The sequence below is a fragment of the Archangium violaceum Cb vi76 genome, from assembly GCF_000733295.1.
GTDB lineage: Bacteria > Myxococcota > Myxococcia > Myxococcales > Myxococcaceae > Archangium > Archangium violaceum.
The window spans coordinates 24292-40972 of the sequence record NZ_JPMI01000280.1; the positions used below are offsets into that span (position 1 = coordinate 24292).

10 protein-coding genes are annotated in these 16681 nt (G+C 71.0%); 7 read left to right on the plus strand and 3 right to left on the minus strand.

Annotation, left to right across the window (positions count from 1 at the left end):
- Positions 1–45: 45 nt before the first annotated feature.
- The 3 genes from Q664_RS38955 to Q664_RS38965 are packed head-to-tail and all read left to right on the plus strand — an operon-like array spanning position 46 to position 3484.
- Positions 46–2268, plus strand: a complete 2223-nt coding sequence (locus Q664_RS38955; protein ID WP_043408079.1) for a B12-binding domain-containing radical SAM protein — start codon at positions 46–48, stop codon at positions 2266–2268.
- Entirely contained in the window at positions 2265–3167 is a 903-nt protein-coding gene (locus Q664_RS59550) for a cupin-like domain-containing protein (RefSeq protein ID WP_043408081.1), read from the plus strand. Before Q664_RS38955 ends, Q664_RS59550 begins: the two co-directional genes overlap by 4 nt.
- Complete coding sequence (locus Q664_RS38965; RefSeq protein ID WP_043408083.1) at positions 3164–3484, plus strand: chorismate mutase; 321 nt, start codon at positions 3164–3166, stop codon at positions 3482–3484. Before Q664_RS59550 ends, Q664_RS38965 begins: the two co-directional genes overlap by 4 nt.
- Before the next feature lie 7 nt (positions 3485–3491).
- Here Q664_RS38965 and Q664_RS38970 read toward each other — a convergent pair whose 3' ends face one another.
- Both Q664_RS38970 and pabB read right to left on the minus strand, forming a co-directional pair.
- Positions 3492–4757: an MFS transporter gene (locus Q664_RS38970; protein ID WP_043408085.1), complete on the minus strand. Its 1266-nt coding sequence runs from the start codon at positions 4755–4757 to the stop codon at positions 3492–3494.
- Positions 4754–6919, minus strand: coding sequence for an aminodeoxychorismate synthase component I (gene pabB / locus Q664_RS38975; protein WP_200883827.1), 2166 nt, complete (start codon positions 6917–6919; stop codon positions 4754–4756). Before pabB ends, Q664_RS38970 begins: the two co-directional genes overlap by 4 nt.
- 175 nt (positions 6920–7094) lie before the next feature.
- Between pabB and Q664_RS38980 the strand changes: the two genes are divergently transcribed.
- Positions 7095–9356: a M28 family peptidase gene (locus tag Q664_RS38980; RefSeq protein WP_043408090.1), complete on the plus strand. Its 2262-nt coding sequence runs from the start codon at positions 7095–7097 to the stop codon at positions 9354–9356.
- A 180-nt stretch (positions 9357–9536) separates the two neighbouring features.
- Here Q664_RS38980 and Q664_RS38985 read toward each other — a convergent pair whose 3' ends face one another.
- Complete coding sequence (locus tag Q664_RS38985) at positions 9537–10739, minus strand: beta-methylarginine biosynthesis bifunctional aminotransferase (RefSeq protein WP_075207640.1); 1203 nt, start codon at positions 10737–10739, stop codon at positions 9537–9539.
- A gap of 217 nt (positions 10740–10956) precedes the next feature.
- Between Q664_RS38985 and Q664_RS38990 the strand changes: the two genes are divergently transcribed.
- From Q664_RS38990 to Q664_RS58415, 3 genes are read left to right on the plus strand one after another with little or no spacing between them, the layout of a single operon-like run.
- Positions 10957–11994, plus strand: a complete 1038-nt coding sequence (locus Q664_RS38990; RefSeq protein WP_043408094.1) for a 2-ketoarginine methyltransferase — start codon at positions 10957–10959, stop codon at positions 11992–11994.
- Positions 11995–12041: 47 nt separating this feature from the next.
- Positions 12042–16520 carry a non-ribosomal peptide synthetase gene (locus Q664_RS38995; RefSeq protein WP_084610679.1) on the plus strand — a complete coding sequence of 1493 codons (4479 nt, stop codon included), beginning with the start codon at positions 12042–12044 and terminating at the stop codon, positions 16518–16520.
- 2 nt (positions 16521–16522) lie between these two features.
- Entirely contained in the window at positions 16523–16681 is a 159-nt protein-coding gene (locus tag Q664_RS58415; RefSeq protein ID WP_160174594.1) for a hypothetical protein, read from the plus strand.

Here is a 16681-nt window from a genome sequence, read left to right on the forward strand (position 1 = left end):
GCATCCCATCATCAATGCCTCTTCCTCGTGGCAACAGGAGTGAACATGCAACGAGCCCCGAGTGAACCTGGCGCGCTGAAGCCGAATCTCCTCTGCATCGCGCCGCCCTACCCACTCACCTCTCCGCCCGCTGGCGCCGCCGCGCTGCTCGGGTACCTCAAGGCGAACGGCTGCCACGACTTCGACTTCCTGGATCTGCGGCTCTGGGTGCCCTTCTCCTATGCGCCCACGTACCGGCCGATCGGTGCCTTCGGTGAGACCTACGTCATCGACGTGCCGGATCTCCCGCTGGCGCTGCGGATGCTGCGCAACTTCGACGAGGGCAAGCCGCTCGTCCCCGAGCACGACGAGCTCTTCGAGCGCTACTGCGTGGAGCGCGGCATCAACTCGCTGCCGCTGCACACGTACCTGGTGCAGTTGGACCGCTACTACGCCGAGGTGTTCAGCCAGCTTCCGGACGTACGCTTCGTGGGCTTCTCCACCTGGACGTCCAACTACCTGTCCACGCTGATGGCGGCCGCGCACCTCAAGCGGCGCAAGTCCCCGCCCTTCATCGTCGCGGGCGGGCCGCAGGTCACCGAGAGCCGCACGGCGGCGAAGCTGGGCCTGATGAGTGGCCTGTTCGACGCGGTGGCGATCGGCGAGGGCGAGGAGACGCTGCTGTCCCTCTACGAGGCCTTCTCCCACGGCGGTGAGGTGGTGGAGCCGGTGCCGGGCACGCTGATGAGGGATCGCCACAGCGGCGCCTTCGTCAGCACCGATCGCAAGCTGCTGCGCCTGCCGGAGCTGCCCATGCCCAGCTTCGAGGAGATGCCGCTGCTGTCGTACACGCCCATCGTGAAGGGCTTCCGCGTGCTGCCCTACCAACTGTCGCGCGGCTGCACCGACAAGTGCACCTTCTGCAGCGAGTGGGTCTTCTGGAAGCACTTCCGCCTGGGCACCACGGCGCAGGCGGTGGAGCAGATCCGCCAGATGAAGCAGACCTACCAGATGGACGCCATCTGGTTCACCGACTCGCTGCTCAACGGCAAGCTGAGCCGGCTGCGGGACTTCGCCCAGGCGCTGCTGGACCACAAGCTGGACATCCTCTGGGGCGGCTTCATGCGCGCGGACATGGATCCGGACACCGCGCAGCTGCTCTTCCGGGCCGGCTGCCGCACGGTGTTCCTCGGCATCGAGTCGCTCTCGGACGAAACGCTGGAGCGGATGAACAAACGCCGCACCGAGGCGGACAACCTGCGCGGGCTGCGCGCCTTCCTGGAGACGGGCATGGCGGTGGCCGCGGGCTTCATCCCCGGCTTCCCCGGTGACAGCCGGGATCGCTTCATCCGCACCGGGCTGCTGCTGCGTGGCCTCCAGGCGCAGTACCCGAACCTCCGCCTCAACGTGGAGCCGTTCATCATCTCCCCCGGCCAGCCGCTGTTCCACAAGCTCGGTGAGTACGGGCTCACCCCCTCCAGGTGGGAGGAGCCGTACCTCGACATGGCGGGGCGCTACCGGGAGATCGCCGCGGACTCGTACTGCAAGGTGGACGGAGCCAACCAGGGGATGGAGCGGCTGGGCCAGTACCGCGTCGCCACCGCGCTCAGCACCGCCACCGAGTCGCGCGACTGGTTCGGCTACCAGTCGCTGGAGTCGCTCTCCACGCAGTCCTTCTCCTACGAGCACCTGGTGGGCGAGGTGTACCTGGCGCGCATCAAGACGAGCACCTCGCTCGTCTACGGCGCCATCGTCACCGGCCAGGAGCGGCGCACGTTCGAGCGCATGCTCCTGATGACCCGGCTGCACGACTCCACCTCCGAGAAGGAGACGGTGGGCCGCTCGCTGCTGGACGTGGAGCCGTTCGCGGGCGCGACGCGGGAGCTCGAGGAGAAGCACGTGGTGCGCCCGCGTTCCCTCTCCCCCCGCGTCCACCGCTGCCTCTACCGGCAGGGGCTGCCTCCGGGCTCCACGCTGGTGCTGGCGCCGTTCGTGGTGGGCCGCGTGGTGGAGGCCGAGGGCCGCCGGGAGTTGATGCTCGTCAACCTGCTGCGCGCCGAGCCGGTGACGCTGCCGGCGGAGCTGGCGCCGCTGGTGGAGCAGCTCGCCACGCCCCGCACGGTGGAGGAGTTGCTGGCCTCGTTCCCCGACTCGCGCGCCGTGCTGGAGGATCTGAAGGAGCGCGGCCTGGCCGTGTTCCACTCGCCCGGCGAGGAGACCCACCGGCCCCCGCCGCGCCCCAGGCCCATTCCGACCGCACAGGCCCACGCCGCTGGAGGAGTGGCGTGATCCGCACCACCCCCCTCCCCCGGGTCCACGCACCCTCGCGGGAGGAGTTCATCCGTGAGTACCTGGAGCCCCGCCGGCCCGTCATCATCTCCGGATGGATGAGCGAGTGGCCCGCGATGAGCAAGTGGTCCCTCGGGTACTTCCGCGAGGCGTTCGGCACGCGCGAGGTGAACACCATGGTGGACCTCCCCAGCGAGGGCACCTTCTTCTCGCGCAAGCTCCAGCCGCACGCGCGCCGCCAATCGCTCGCGGCGTTCGTGGACCTCATCGAGTCGCGCGAGCGCACCCGGCCCTGCTACCTCAACGCCGTGAGGGTCGAGTCGATGGAGGGGCTCGCCTCCGACGTGCCCTTCCCCCGCTTCGGCCCCGAACAGGGGAGCACCAAGAGCCTGCTGTGGCTGGGCTCCGAGGGAACACGGCTCACGTTCCACTTCGACTTCATGGACAACTTCCTCGCCCAGGTGATGGGCGAGAAGCGGCTGCTGCTCGCCTCCCCGGAGGACTCCGCCTCCATGTACCCCTCGTTCGACAACCTGAGCGAGAGCATGGTGGACGTGGAGGCTCCGGACCCGAGCGCCTGGCCGCGCTTCGCCCACGCCCGGGTGCTGGAGGGCATCCTCCGCCCGGGTGACATGATCTTCATGCCCCGCGTCTGGTGGCACGAGGTCCGCTCGCTCTCGCCATCCATCTCGGTGAACTACTGGTGGTCCCCGACGCAGCCGTCGGACTACCTGCCGGTGCTGCGCGCCTGCACGCCCAGGCACTACGCGCACATCGCCTGGCAGTTCCTGATGCACGGCGCGCTCGGGCTCAAACCGGCCGAGCGCCTCTACAGCCCCCGCACCACCGGCCGCCTCCTGTGGGAGGAAGCCGTGCGCCAGTTCCGAGGAGCATCATGAGTGACCAGAAGCCATCCCCCGAGGCCCATCCCCTGGCGGGCCTGCGCGAGCAGCTCGACGCCATCGACGTGACGCTGGTGGAGACACTGGCGCGCAGGCTCCAACTGTGCGGGGAGATCGCCCTGCGCAAGCGGGAGCACAACATCCCGATGATGCAGCAGGGCCGGGTGGAGTTCGTGAAGCAGCGCTGCGCGGAGATGGGCGCGGCGCGCGGGCTGGATCCGGACTTCGTGCGGCGGCTGTACACGCTCATCATCGACGAGGCGTGCCGGCTGGAGGATCTCCTCATCGACGAGGGGCGCGAGCAGCCGAAGTGACGCCGGCTCAACCCGCGCTGGGGCCGGGCGAGCGGACCTCGCTCGCCCCCCGGAAGCTGGGAGAGAGCGCGAAGGTGACGGTGAGGAAGACGAGGAAGGCAGCCGCCATCCCGAGCGCGGCCACTCCGCCGGACCGGTCCAGCACGGCGCCCACGGTGACGGCGGACACCGGCCCGATGAGCCGGGTCGCCAGCGTGTAGAGACTGCCCACGCGGCCCAGCATCTCGTTGGGCGTCAGCCGCGCCCAGCGGGTGGACAGTAGCGACAGGGAGAGGGAGTTGGCGCCGCCACACAGCGCCGAGGCCACCAGCATGGGCGCCAATTGCCCGCTCAGCGCGAGCAGCGCCAGCGCCAGCCCGGCCACCAGATTGGCCAGCAGGATGACTGGCCAGACCCGCCCCCGGGAGAGCCTCGGCACCAGCAGCAACCCGGGCAGCATCCCGGCGCCGAACACCGCCACCAGCAGGCCGAAGGTGGACGGCGGCAGGCCACGATCCACCTGGGTGAGGAACGTCGTCATCGGCACGAGCTGGTAGGTGACGGCCTCGACCCCGCAGCTCAGGAGCATGGTGGCCACCAGGACGGGCTGCCCCGCCGCGTACTCCAGCCCCTCGCGCACCTCTCCGAACAGGGAGCCGCGCGATGCCGCGGGGGCGACCTGGAACGGGCCGCGCGTGAAGTGCAGCGCCGCGTACGCGACCAGGAAGGTGAGCGCGTCGAGCGCCAGCCCCACCTGTGGATTCCAGCGCGCCGCGATGAAGCCAGCCAGCGCCGGGCCGAACACATTGCCCACCCACCGCGCCGCCATCAGCGTGGAGGTGGCGGACGCCAGCGCCTCGTGCCCCACGATGGCCGGTAACGAAGCGAAGTACGCCGAGTTGAACAGCGCGTTGAGCGCACCGAACGGAATGGTGACCGCATAGACGACGGGGAGCACCGGCACGCCCATCGCGCCCGCGAGCGGCACCAGCCCGATCAGGACCGCGCGCGCCAGGTTGCACCACATCATGATGCGGCGGCGATCCCACCGGTCCGCGAGCGCCCCGGCGATGGGGCTGAACAGCGCCGCCGGCAGCATCTCCAGCGCGCCCACCAGACCCATCTGCGTCCCGGAGCCCGTCAGCGCCAGCACCAGCAGCGGGAACATCGCGAACGACACCCCGTCCCCGATGAGGGAGACGGTCTGGCCGACGAACAGCGCACGGAAGTTCGCGTTCGCCCACAACCGGGGCGCCGGCGGCCCGCCGCCCTGTTCCACCGCCGAAGCCGTCACCCCGTCGCCTTTTCGAGAAGGTCACCCCGCGCCGGGGCGGCCGCGCCTCGCGCCTGCTCGAACGTCTCCAGCAACGACCGGCCCTTCAGCAGGATCTCCGCGAACTCCTCCTCGGGATTGGACAACGCGATGATGGCGCCACCCACGCCCACGGTGGTGCGCTCCGGCATCATCACCGCCGTGCGGATCACGATGTTGAGATCCGCCGCGCCGGAGCACCCGATGAAGCCGATGGACCCCGAGTACACGCCCCGGGCCTCCAGCTCCAGCGAGTCGATGAGCTCCATGGTGCGCAGCTTGGGCGCGCCCGTCATGGAGCCGCCGGGGAAGGCGGCGCGGACGCAGTCCACCACGGAGAGGCCCGGCCGCAGACGCCCGCGCACCGTGCTGACGAGCTGATGGACCGTGGCGTACGTCTCCACGTCCATCAGCTTCGGCACGTGCACGCTGCCCACCTCGCACACCAGCCCGAGATCGTTGCGGACCAGGTCCACGATCATCAGGTTCTCGGCGCGGTCCTTCTCGCACGAGGCCAGGTCGCGGCGCAGCGCTTCGTCCACCTCGGCGCTCTCGCCACGCCGGCGGGTGCCCTTGATGGGCTTGGACTCCACCCACCCTCCGCGCTCCACACGCAGGAAGCGCTCCGGCGACGAGCAGCACACCGCCAGCTCGCCGAACCGAAGGAACGCGCCGTAGGGCACCGGGTTCCGCCGCCGCTGCAGCCGGTAGTAGAGCAACGGATCCGGCGCCTGGGGCAGGTGCAGCTTGTTGGTGAGGCAGACCTCGTAGCTCTCACCGTCGCCGATCTTCTCCAGGCACCGCTGGATGTCCCCCAGGTACGTCTCCCGCTCGCGGCTGAGGGCAACCGGCACATGCTCCCCCACGGGCGCGGCCACGGGCGGCTGCGCGGGAGGAACATCGGCGAGCCGCGCCTCCATCCGCGCGAACCACTGCTCCGCCTGTGCACCCTCACCGCGAGACACGAGGCACACCAGCCAGGCCTCGTTCCGCTGGTGGTCGAACGCGATGAGCCGGTCCGCCAGGATGAGGCAGGCATCTGGCTCGGGCGCGCGGAACCGGCGCGGCGAGCCACACTCGTCGCGCAACTCGTAGCCGAGATAACCGACGAAGCCGCAGTTGAAATCGAAGGGCAGCTCCGGCGAGTCCACTTGGCGCAGCGCCAGCTCGCGCGCGAGGAAGTCCAGCAGCTTGCCCTCCTGGCGCGACTGATTGCCCTGCTGGCGGATCGTCAGCTCCCCGGGGCCGCGGAACTCCACGGTGAGCGCGTGCGGGCCGCTCGCGTCACCCATGAAGGAGAAGCGCGAGAGGCGCGGATCCACCAGGCTGCTGTCCAGCCAGAACGCGTCCCGCGCCTGTCCGTGGAGGTGGACGAAGACGGACTCCGGGTCCGGCGCGGTGGCGAGATTGCGCGCGTGGACCTCGAAGCGCACCGGTACGGGCGCGACTGGCGCCGCGCGAGGCACCACGGACAGCACGCGGGACGGCGGCTGGGAGCGCGGGGCCCGTGTCTCATGGAAGCGCCGGGTGAGCTCGCGGAAGTTCGCGAGCAGCTCACGCCCGAAGCTCGTGCAGATGGACTCGGGGTGGTACTGCACGCCCCAGAACGGCCGCGAGCGGTGGCGTACCGCCATCACCAGCCCGTCCTCCTCCGTCCAGGCGATGCGCTCGAGCGACGCGGGCAGTGGCTCCGCGAGGATGAGCGAGTGATAACGCACCACATCGAAGGCGGCGGGGATGCCCGCGAACAGCGGATCCCCGGAGTGGATCACGCGGCTGAGCCGCCCGTGCATGGGCACGGGCGCGTGCGTCACCTGGCCGCCGGACACGTGCCCCAGGCCCTGGTGCCCCAGACACACGCCGAGGATGGGCAACCCGGACTGCTCCAGCGCGTCGCGACACACGCCGAAGTCGGAAGGGTTGGCCGGATGGCCGGGGCCCGGCGAAAGGACGATGTTGTCGAGCCCCAGCCCGGCAATGTCCCGCCACGCGATCTGGTCGTTGCGGACCACGATCGGCTCCTCGCCATTCACCTCGCTGATCAACTGGAAGAGGTTGAAGGTGAAGGAGTCGTAGTTGTCGATTATCAGCGTCCGCATCGCGAGCAGGTACGTCGTCTCTCCGGCGACTCTACCGGCGAGCACGGGGGCGCCGATACCCTTTCCTCGGCCGCGCCGTGGTCTCCTCGGAAGCCTGGCCAGCAGGAGAGCGCGCCTCAGCCTGCGAGTCGTGGCGCGCTCTTCTCCTGGTGAATACGCCGTTCCCGTTGGCAGGTGGACCCCAGCACTGTAGGTAGAGGTCCCCTCACGCGCGGAACGAATGCACGCACAGACTCCGACTTCGTGGTCCCGGCCCGCGCTGGCCAGCGGTGTGGTGGCGCTGCTGTCCCTGACGCTCGCTGGCCTGGCGTCCCTGATTGCACGGCCCCCCGAGCCCGCCCCGGCCAACGCGCCCGCCACCACGTTCTCCGAAGCACGCGCGCTGCCGCTCGTCCGCGAGCTGACCGAGGACATCGGCCCGCGCGTCACCGGTACGCGCTCCGCGGCACTCACCGTGGAAGTGCTCCTCGGCGCGCTGCGCTCCATCCCCGGCGTCGCGGTGGAGGTGCAGGACACGAGCGGCGTCCACGTGGACCCGACGGGCGCGCTCGTCTACCGCGCGCGCAACGTGCTGGCGCGGGTGCCGGGCCGCCGCACCGAGGCCGTGCTGGTGGCGGCGCACTACGACACCGCGCCCGGTATCGTGGGAGCGGGCGACAACGCCGCCCCCGTGGCCGCGGCGGTGGAGGTGGCCCGCGCGCTCGCATTGGGCCCCCCTCTGGAGCGCAGCGTCGTCTTCAACTTCTCGGACGGAGAGGAGGCCGGCGGCTCCGGCGCGGCCGCCTTCCTCCACCACCCGTGGACCCGGGACGTGGTGGCGTTCCTGAACCTCGACTCGGCGGGCCCCGGCGGCAGGACGCTGGTGTTCCAGTCCGCCGGCGGACTGGTGGCCGCGTACGCCTCCGCGGCCCCGCTCCCGTTCGGCACCGTGCTCGCGCAGGACATCTTCCAGGCCGGCCTCGTCCCCTCCGGCACCGACTTCGAGATCTATCGGCCGGCGTACCCGCGCGGGCTCGACCTGGCGCTCTACGAGGACGGCTACGCCTACCACACGCCGCTGGACCGGCTGGAGCGCCTGGAGCCGGGCAGCCTGCAGCACCTGGGAGACAGCGTCCTCGCCACGGTGCGCGAGCTCGCCACGCACGGCCCACCTCCCGAGGGTGGGAACGTCTTCTACGATCTCGCCGGACGCACCATGCTCGTCTACTCGCGCGGCACGGCACTGGCGCTGGCGGTGGTGACGCTGGCGGCGGCGGTGATGGCGGTAGGGGTAGCGCTGCGGCGCCGCGCGTTCACCGCGCGCGAGCTGGGCGGGGCGGTGGCGAGCACCTTCGCCGGGCTGCTGCTGGGCGTGGTGCTGCCGATGGTGGCCGCGCTCGTGCTGGCGTATGTGTTGAGGCGGCCTCACGGCTGGTACGCGGCACCGTGGACCGCGGTGGCCTGCTTCGGGGCCTTCGCGCTCGCGGGCTCCTGGCTGGGGCGGGCGCCGTTCAGCGGTGACCGCGCCGGTTGGGCCGGTGGCGTGGTGGGCTGGGCGGCACTCCTCGCCCTCGCCACGGTGTTCGGCGTGGGCTCCGGCTACCTCGCGCTCTGGGCGGTGGCCTGGGGAGCGGCCGCGCTGCTGCTGGGGACGTGGCTGCCCCGCTACCGCTCCGCGATCCAGGCCATCGCCTTCGCCCCGCCCGCGCTGCTGCTGGCGGAGGCGGCATCGGACGTGTTGCGCGTCTTCATTCCCGTCGCGGGCCGTATCCCACTCGCCATCCCTTTCGATCCCATCCTCGCCGCGCTGGTGGCCCTGCCGTTCGCCACCGGCGCCATGCTGGGGCTGTCGCTCGCGCCGGCCGCGCCATCCTGGCGCGCGGGCCTGCTGTGCCTGGCCACCGGTGCCGTCCTGCTCGTGCCCATGGCGCGCTTCCCGTACACGCGCGAGCACCCCAAGCGCATCACCGTCGAATACCTCGAGGCAGAGGGCCAGCAGCCGGAGCTCCTCATCCGCTCGCGCGACTCGGTGCCTCCGCCGGAATCGCTGGGTCCGGCCATGGAGGGGGTGCCCGGCGTCCGGCTGGAGCGCGAGGGGCGCCTGCTGCGCGCACGGCTCGCCACGCCCGCGTTGCCCATGCCAGCGGTGGAGGTGACGCCCTCGGGCGTGGCCGGCCCGGAGCGCACCGTTTCCCTGCGGGTGGGCCCGGGGGACTACACCCTCCTGGACTTGAAGGTGCCGCGCGGCGCACTCGCCGGATGGTCCCTGGACGCGCCGCTACCCCAGGCTCCCGGCGGCGATTCCACCTGGATCCGCGTGGTGAACCCGCCGCGCGATGGGTGGAGCATCCAGCTCCAACTGCACGGCGAGACACCGGTGCCAGCGGAGCTGGTGGTGCGCTATGCCGACCTCCCCTCCCACGTGGCCGGGGTGAGCGCCGCGCTCCCGGATTGGATGGTGGCGAGGACCGACGTGGCCCGCTCCACTCCGCTGAAGCTGTGAGCCCAGACGAGTTGGGCATGGTCCGAGGGCCCGTGGATGTCCCCCTCTCCCTCTGGGAGAGGGCCAGGGTGAGGGTCTTCCCTTCCCGGGTCCGCGTGACCGGACCGGTTGACGATTGGTTGACGACCCTCACCCCCCGCCCTCTCCCCAGAGGGAGAGGGAGCATGCGCAACACGATTCTTAGGAGCCCACGCGGGTGCGCTGCGCCCGAACCTCGGGCGCCACTCGGCCGGGATAACAGGCCAGGGCCTCGCCCAGCAGCGCCAGGGCGCGCTCGGCCACCTCGCGCGGCGCGCCTAGCGGGAAGCGGATGAAGGGTCCCTCCACCCCGCGGTACTGGCTGCGAGTCGCCAGGGCCAACCCGTGCCGGGACAACGCGTAATCGCCGAAGGCTTCCACGTCATCCACCGGCAACCGCACGAACGACTGCGTCCCACCCGCCGGGCGGAGCACCTCCAGCCCTTCCATCCGCGCCAGGCGCGCCATCATCACCTCGCGCCCCTGACGCACATGCTCCACCAGCTCCGCGTTGCCGCGCTCCAGCAGATGTGCCGCCTGTGCCTGGGACACGCCGCTGATCGCCACGCACTCGCGCTCCAGCAGCCCCGACAGCGGTAACAGGTTCTCCGGCGCCGAGAGGATCCAGCCGATTCGCAGGCCGGGCGAGCCGTAGTTCTTCGACAGCGAGTTGACGGTGTACACCCGGCCCCAGCGCTCCGCCGCTTCTCGCAGCAGCGTCAGCGTGAGCGCGTGCGCATCGAACGAGAAGCTGTCGTAGACCATGTCCACGATGAGCCGCAGGCCATACTCGGCGCTGATCTCCAGCAGCGTCTCCAGGGCGCGCGGCGACAACACCACGCCAGTGGGGTTGTTGGGCGTGTTGATGTAGATGGCGGTGGCACCCTCGCGTGCCATCGCGCGCAGTTCGTCCGCGTCCAGCTCCCCGTCACGCGAACCGAAGAAGCGCGTGCGGTACCCGTACGCGTCGAACATCTGCCCGATGCTGGTGAACACCGGCGCCTGGCACAGCACCGTGGCCCCCGGCCGGGCGAGCTCGCGGAAGATCAATGACACGGCATGCAACGCGCCGCCGGTGACGAGGACTTCACCTTCGGTGAGATCTATTCCGTACAACCGTTTCTCGCGCCGGATGATCGCCTCGATCAGCGCCGGTTCTCCCGTGCACATCGGGTAGCTGGACAGCTCGCCCGGGGAGATGGCCGCGTGCCCCGGCGCCACCGGCCAGCACGGCACGTTCTCCACCACGTTGGTCCACGCGCGCCCCGGAGAACGCTGCATGTACATCAATCGCTGTTGGAGCCCGGTGTATGGACTACCGGGTTGGACGATGCGCTCGAAAGACGAAACAGGTACGGGAGCCATTACACCTTGAGTGAGAGGGAAAACCGGCAGCAGGGAGGCTGAACCGGGGGGCCCGCAGCCAGGCGCTGGCACGCTTGACAGGGCGCTCCAGAGGCCGTCACTTTCGCATGTCCGAAAGTTCAACGCAAAGACCCGTTCGGGATGTACAGAGCACTCGCGCCGCGACCCATGCTCAGCGGCCGGGTAGCCCAACCGGAGCAACACACCGGAGCAAGCAATGTCTCATGGAACCAGGCTGGAAGATCGTCTCATCGAGGCGCTCCAACCCATTCGCTCGTTCGCCCTCGCCGCGAACCTCTATCACCTCTTCCAAACCGGGTTGTTCGATTCGCTGTGCGCGTGCGACAGCGCGACTGTCAGTGAATTGGCGAAGAAGCACGGCATGGATGAGTTCCGGCTGAGCACCTTCCTGCGTTACCTGGCCAACGAGGGCTACGTGACGGAGTCGGAGCACGCCTTCTCGCTGACCGCCAAGGGCCGGGGCCTGGAGGAGTTCCGCGGCTGGTACACGCTGATGATCGGCGGCTACGCCGAGACGTTCCTCCAGATGGGAGACAAACTTCGCATGGGCGCGGGCAACGCCACCCGCAACGCGGAGCGCGTGGGCGTGGGCAGTTGCGCGATGAGCCATTACGACGCCATCCCGCTCACCCGTCGGCTGATGGGCCACATGTCGCGCGGCTGCCGCCGGCTGCTGGACCTGGGCTGCGGCAACGCGCTGTACCTGGTGGAGTTCTGCCGCATGTCTCCGGAGATCGAGGAAGCATGGGGCGTGGAGCCGGACCGCGCTGGCTACGAGTCCGCGGTGAAGCTGGTGCGCGAGAGCGGCTACGACAAGCGCATCCACCTGTACTGCGACAGCGCGCTGGGCTTCCTCGACTCCGGGGTGCAGGCGGCGCCGGACTTCACCGTGCTCGGCTTCGTGCTGCACGAGGTGCTCGGCCAGTCCGGTGAGGAGGCCGTGGTGGGCTTCCTGCGCCGGCTGGTGGACCGCTTCCCGGATCTGCACATCGCCGTCATCGAGGTGGACTGGCAGATCACCAACCCCACCATCATGCGGCACGGTTTGTCGCTCGCGTACTACAACCCGTACTATCTGCTCCACCCGTTCACCGGGCAGCGGCTGGAGACACTGCCGTTCTGGGAGCAGGTGTTCGCCAAGGCGGGGCTGGAGATCGTGGCGAAGGAGACCACGTCGCCGGACGTGGACTCCACCCGGCTCGAGGTGGGCTACCTGCTGCGCCGCGCGCGCTAGCCACCATCGTTTCACGGGAGCGCCGCTCCCCAGGAGAAGCCGTCACCATGTCGAGTCGCGATGAGTTGATGGAGCGGCGCAAGCGGCTGTCCCCAGAGCAGCGCGCCCGCCTGGAACAGCGGTTGCGTGGAGAGGCCGCTCCCCGCGCCGCCGAGCCCACCATCCCGCGTCGCGCGGGCAACGGGCCGGCCCCTCTGTCGTTCGCCCAGCAGCGGCTGTTCGTCATCCAGCAACTGGAGGGGCAGAGCCCCATCTACAACGTGGCGGCGCGGTTGAGCATCCACGGGCCACTGGACGTGGAGGTGCTGCGCCGGGCGGTGGAGGAGATCGCCCGCCGCCACGAGGTGCTGCGCACCCGCTTCCTCCAGCGCGGCGGAGAGCCGGTGCAGGAGGTGCTCCCGGACGCCCGGCCGGTGTTCCAGCGCGTGGACCTGGGCACGGTGCCGCCGGGCGAGCGCGAGGCGCGGCTGGAGGAGCTGAGCCGGCGCGAGGCCACGCACCCGTTCGACCTGGAGCACGGGCCCCTGCTGCGCGTGACAGTGGTGCGCCTGGGCGCGGAGGAGCACGCGCTGTGCTTCGTGGTCCACCACATCGTCTGGGATGGGTGGTCCAACGGCATCCTGCTGCGCGAGCTCTCGGCGCTCTACCGGGCCTTCCTCCGCGGCGAGCCCTCTCCGCTGCCGGAGCTGCCCATCCAGTACGCGGACTTCACGCTCTGGCAGCGCGCCCACCTCTCCGGCGCGGTGCTGGAGGGGCACCTCGAGTACTGGCGCAAGCAGCTCCAGGGCGCGCCCGCGCAACTGGAGCTGCCCACGGACCGGCCGCGCATCCAGGCTTCCAGCGCCGCGGGCGCCGCCGAGCCCTTCACCCTCCCCGCTCCGCTCACCGCCGCGCTCAAGCGCCTGGCCGTGGCGGAGAACACCAGCCTGTTCGCCGTGATGCTCGCCGCGTTCCAGGCGCTGCTCGGCCGGTACTCGGGCCAGGACGACGTGCTGGTGGGCACCGCGGTGGCCAACCGCCGCGAGGAGCTCGAGGGCCTCATCGGCTTCTTCTCCAACACGGTGGTGCTGCGCGGGCGGTTGTCCGGGGACCCCAGCTTCCGCGAGCTCGTCTCCCGCGCTCGCCAGGTGGTGCTGGACGCGCAGGCCCACCAGGATCTCCCCTTCGACCGGCTGGTGACGGAGCTGCGCAAGGAGCGCGGCGCCAGCGGCTCTCCCCTGCTCCAGGTCTTCTTCGGATTGCAGGCCGCGGCGGAGACGTCGCTCGGGGACGGGCTGCGGATTGGCCAGGTGGAGGAGATCCACACCGCGACGCGCGCATTCGAGCTGTCGCTGCTCGCGCACGAGTCGCCGGAGGGAGTCTCCGGCATCCTCGAGTACGGCACGGACCTGTTCGACGCGGACACCATCCGGCGGATGCTCGGCCACTACCTGGCGCTGCTGCGGGCGGCGGTGGAGCGGCCGGAGCTCCCCTTCTCCGCGCTGCCACTGCTGAGCGCGGAGGAGCACGCCTGGTTCCTGGCGCGCAACGCCACCGAGCGGCCCTACGGGGACGAGTGCCTGCACGCCCAGGTGGAGCGACAGGCGGCACGCGCGCCGGACGCGGTGGCGGTGGTGTTCGAGGGCCAGACGCTCACCTACGGCGAGCTGGATCGCCGCGCCAACCGGCTCGCGCGAGCCTTGCGCGAGCTGGGCGTGGGCCCGGACGCGCGCGTCGCCCTGTGCCTGGAGCGCTCGCTGGAGCTGCCGGTGGCCCTCCTGGGCACGATGAAGGCCGGCGGCGCGTGCGTGCCGCTGGAGCCGGGCTACCCGCGCGACCGCCTCCAGCAGATGTTGGAGGACGCGGAGCCGCGCGTGCTCGTCCTCCAGCGCCACCTCGCGGATCGGTTGCCACCCAACGGCCTGCCCACCGTCTACATTGAGCCGGGCTGGGGCACTGGCGCTGGCGACGAGGCCACCCCGCCGCCGCCGGTGGTGGATCCGGACAACCTCGCCTACGTCCTCTTCACCTCCGGTTCCACCGGCCGGCCCAAGGGCGTGCAGATTCCCCACCGGGGCCTCAGCAGCCAGATGCGCTGGATGGAGGAGGTGTTCACGCTCGGACCGGCGGATGCGGGGCTCGTGAAGGGCTCACTCAGCTTCGCCCCCACGGTGTGCGAGCTGTTCGCGCCGCTGGCCGCTGGCGGACGCGTGGTGCTGGCACACCCCACCCGCGGACAGGACGCACCGTCGCTGTGCCAGCTCATCGCCGCGCAGGGCGTGACGACGGTGGAGATGGTGCCCTCACTGCTGGACGTGGTGCTGAATGATCCCGCGAGTGCCGCGTGCCAGTCCCTCCGCCACGTGTTCTCCGGCGGCGAGGCGCTCACGCGCGCGCTGGAGCGCCGCTTCCACGAGCGCTGGCCCCACGCGCGGCTGCACAACCTGTACGGCCCCACCGAGGCCAGCTCCGCGGTGACGTGGTGGCCCAGCACGCCGTCGGACGAGGGCGGACGCGCCACGGTGCCGGTGGGCCGCGCGCTCGCCAATGCCACCGTGTATGTCCTCGACTCGCGGATGGAGCCCACGCCGCTGGGCGTCGTGGGGGAGATCTACGCGGGCGGACCGGTCCTCACGCGCGGCTACATCCGGGCTCCGGCGGAGACGGCCCGCCGCTTCCTCCCGGATCCCTTCAGCCGCACCCCGGGCGGGCGCCTGTACCGCACCGGAGACCTCGGCCGCTACCTGCCCGACGGCACGGTGGAGTACGTGGGCCGCGCGGATCACCAGGTGAAGATCCGCGGCGTGCGCATCGAGATGGGCGAGGTGGAAGCGGCGTTGCGCCGGCTGCCCGCCGTGCATGACGCGGTGGTGGTGGCGTGGAACCGCGGCGAGCGCCCGGACGACCTGCACCTCGTCGCCTACGTGGTGCCCGCTCCCGGCGCGAGCGCGGGCGCGGCGGAGCTGCGGCGGCTGCTGGGCGCGGTACTGCCAGAGCACACCATCCCCGGCTACTTCGTCGTGATGGATGCCCTGCCGCTCACCCCCAACGGCAAGGTGGATCGCCGCGCGCTGCCCCCTCCCGCGGCGGAACCGGCGCGAGAGCAGGCGGTCCCTCCGGCCACGCCGATGGAGCGGACCGTGCTGGCGCTCTGGGAGGAAGTGCTGGGCGTCACCGGCACCGGCGTGGAGCAGGGCTTCTTCGACGTGGGCGGCCACTCGCTGCGCGCCACCGCGCTGCTGGCGCGCCTTCGCGAGCAGTTGGGCGTGGAGGTGTCGTTGCGCACCTTCTTCGATGCGCCCACCGTGCGTGCGCTGTCACGCCACCTGGAGCAGGCGCGCGCCTCGGGGAAGTCCTCGACACCGCCGCCCCGCCCCGTCCCGCGCGACCGTCCGCTGCCGCTGTCCTTCCCGCAGGAGGCGGTGTGGCGCTCCGAGCGCGACAACCCGCTCGGCAACTGCATCGCCGCCTACGCCCGGTTGCGCGGCCCGCTGGACGCGGAGGTGCTGCGACGGGCGCTGGAGGAGATCGTCCGGCGTCACGAGTCGCTGCGTGTCCTCGTGGACGCCAGCGGCCCCGAGCCGGTGCAGCGCATCGCCCCGCCCGCCGCGTTCGAGCTGCCCATGGTGGACCTCGGCCCGTTGCCGCCCGCTGAACGCGAGGAGGAGGCGGCCCGGCGCGCCAGTGCCATGCGTGCCAGCACCTTCGATCTGACCCGCGCCCCGTTGCTGCGCGGCGAGCTGGTGCGCCTGGGCGCGGAGGAGCACCACCTGCTGCTCACCGTGCACCGGCTGGCGTTCGACGGCTCCACGCTCGCCCTGCTCGTCGGAGAGCTGGGCGTGCTCTACGAGGCCTTCCTGGCGGGCCGCCCCTCGCCGCTCCCGCCCCTGCCGCTGCAGTACCCGGATTTCGCCATGTGGCAGCGGGAGCACCTCGGGGGCACGGCCCTGGAACAGGCGCTCGCCCGGGACCGCGCCCGGCTCACGGGTGCCCGTCTCGTCCGTCTGCCCACCGATCGGCCCAGGCCCGAGCACCCCTCACCCGGAGGCGACGCCCGACTGATCCGCATGCCCGGTACGTTGACGGCGGGCCTTCAAGCGCTGGGTGCGCGCGAAGGCGTGTCCCTCTACACCACGCTGCTGACGGGCTTCCTCACCTTGCTCCACCACGAGACCGGCGAGACGGATTTGTGCGTCGCGTCACCCGACGCGGACCGGCCCTACCGGGAGCTGGAGGGCTTGATCGGCCGCTTCGCGAACGTGCTCGTGGTGCGGGCCTCGCTGGAGGGAGACCCGACGTTCCTCGAGGCACTGCGCCGGGTGAACGCCGCAGGGACCGAGGCCCAGGAGAACGGCCGCCATACGCCGCATCACCGGCTGGCGGAGGCGCTCTACCCGGGCGAGCGCTCCACGGAGACACCGTTGGAGGCCATCACCTTCAACTACCTCAGCCAGTTCGAGCGCCCGCTCGACGAGCTGCGCTTCGGGGGCCTGCTCATCGAGCCGTTCCCCCGGCCGAGGCCCGTTCCAAGTCCGAGCTCACGCTAAACTTGGAGGGCTCGGCGCAGGCGCTCACCGCCGACCTTCTCTACCGGACCGACCTCTTCACGGAACAGACCATCCTCCGGCTGCTCCACCGCTACCAGACGGTGCTCGGAAACGCGCTCGCGCGCCCCGACGCCCGCCTCTCCGAGCTGCGCGCGACTTGA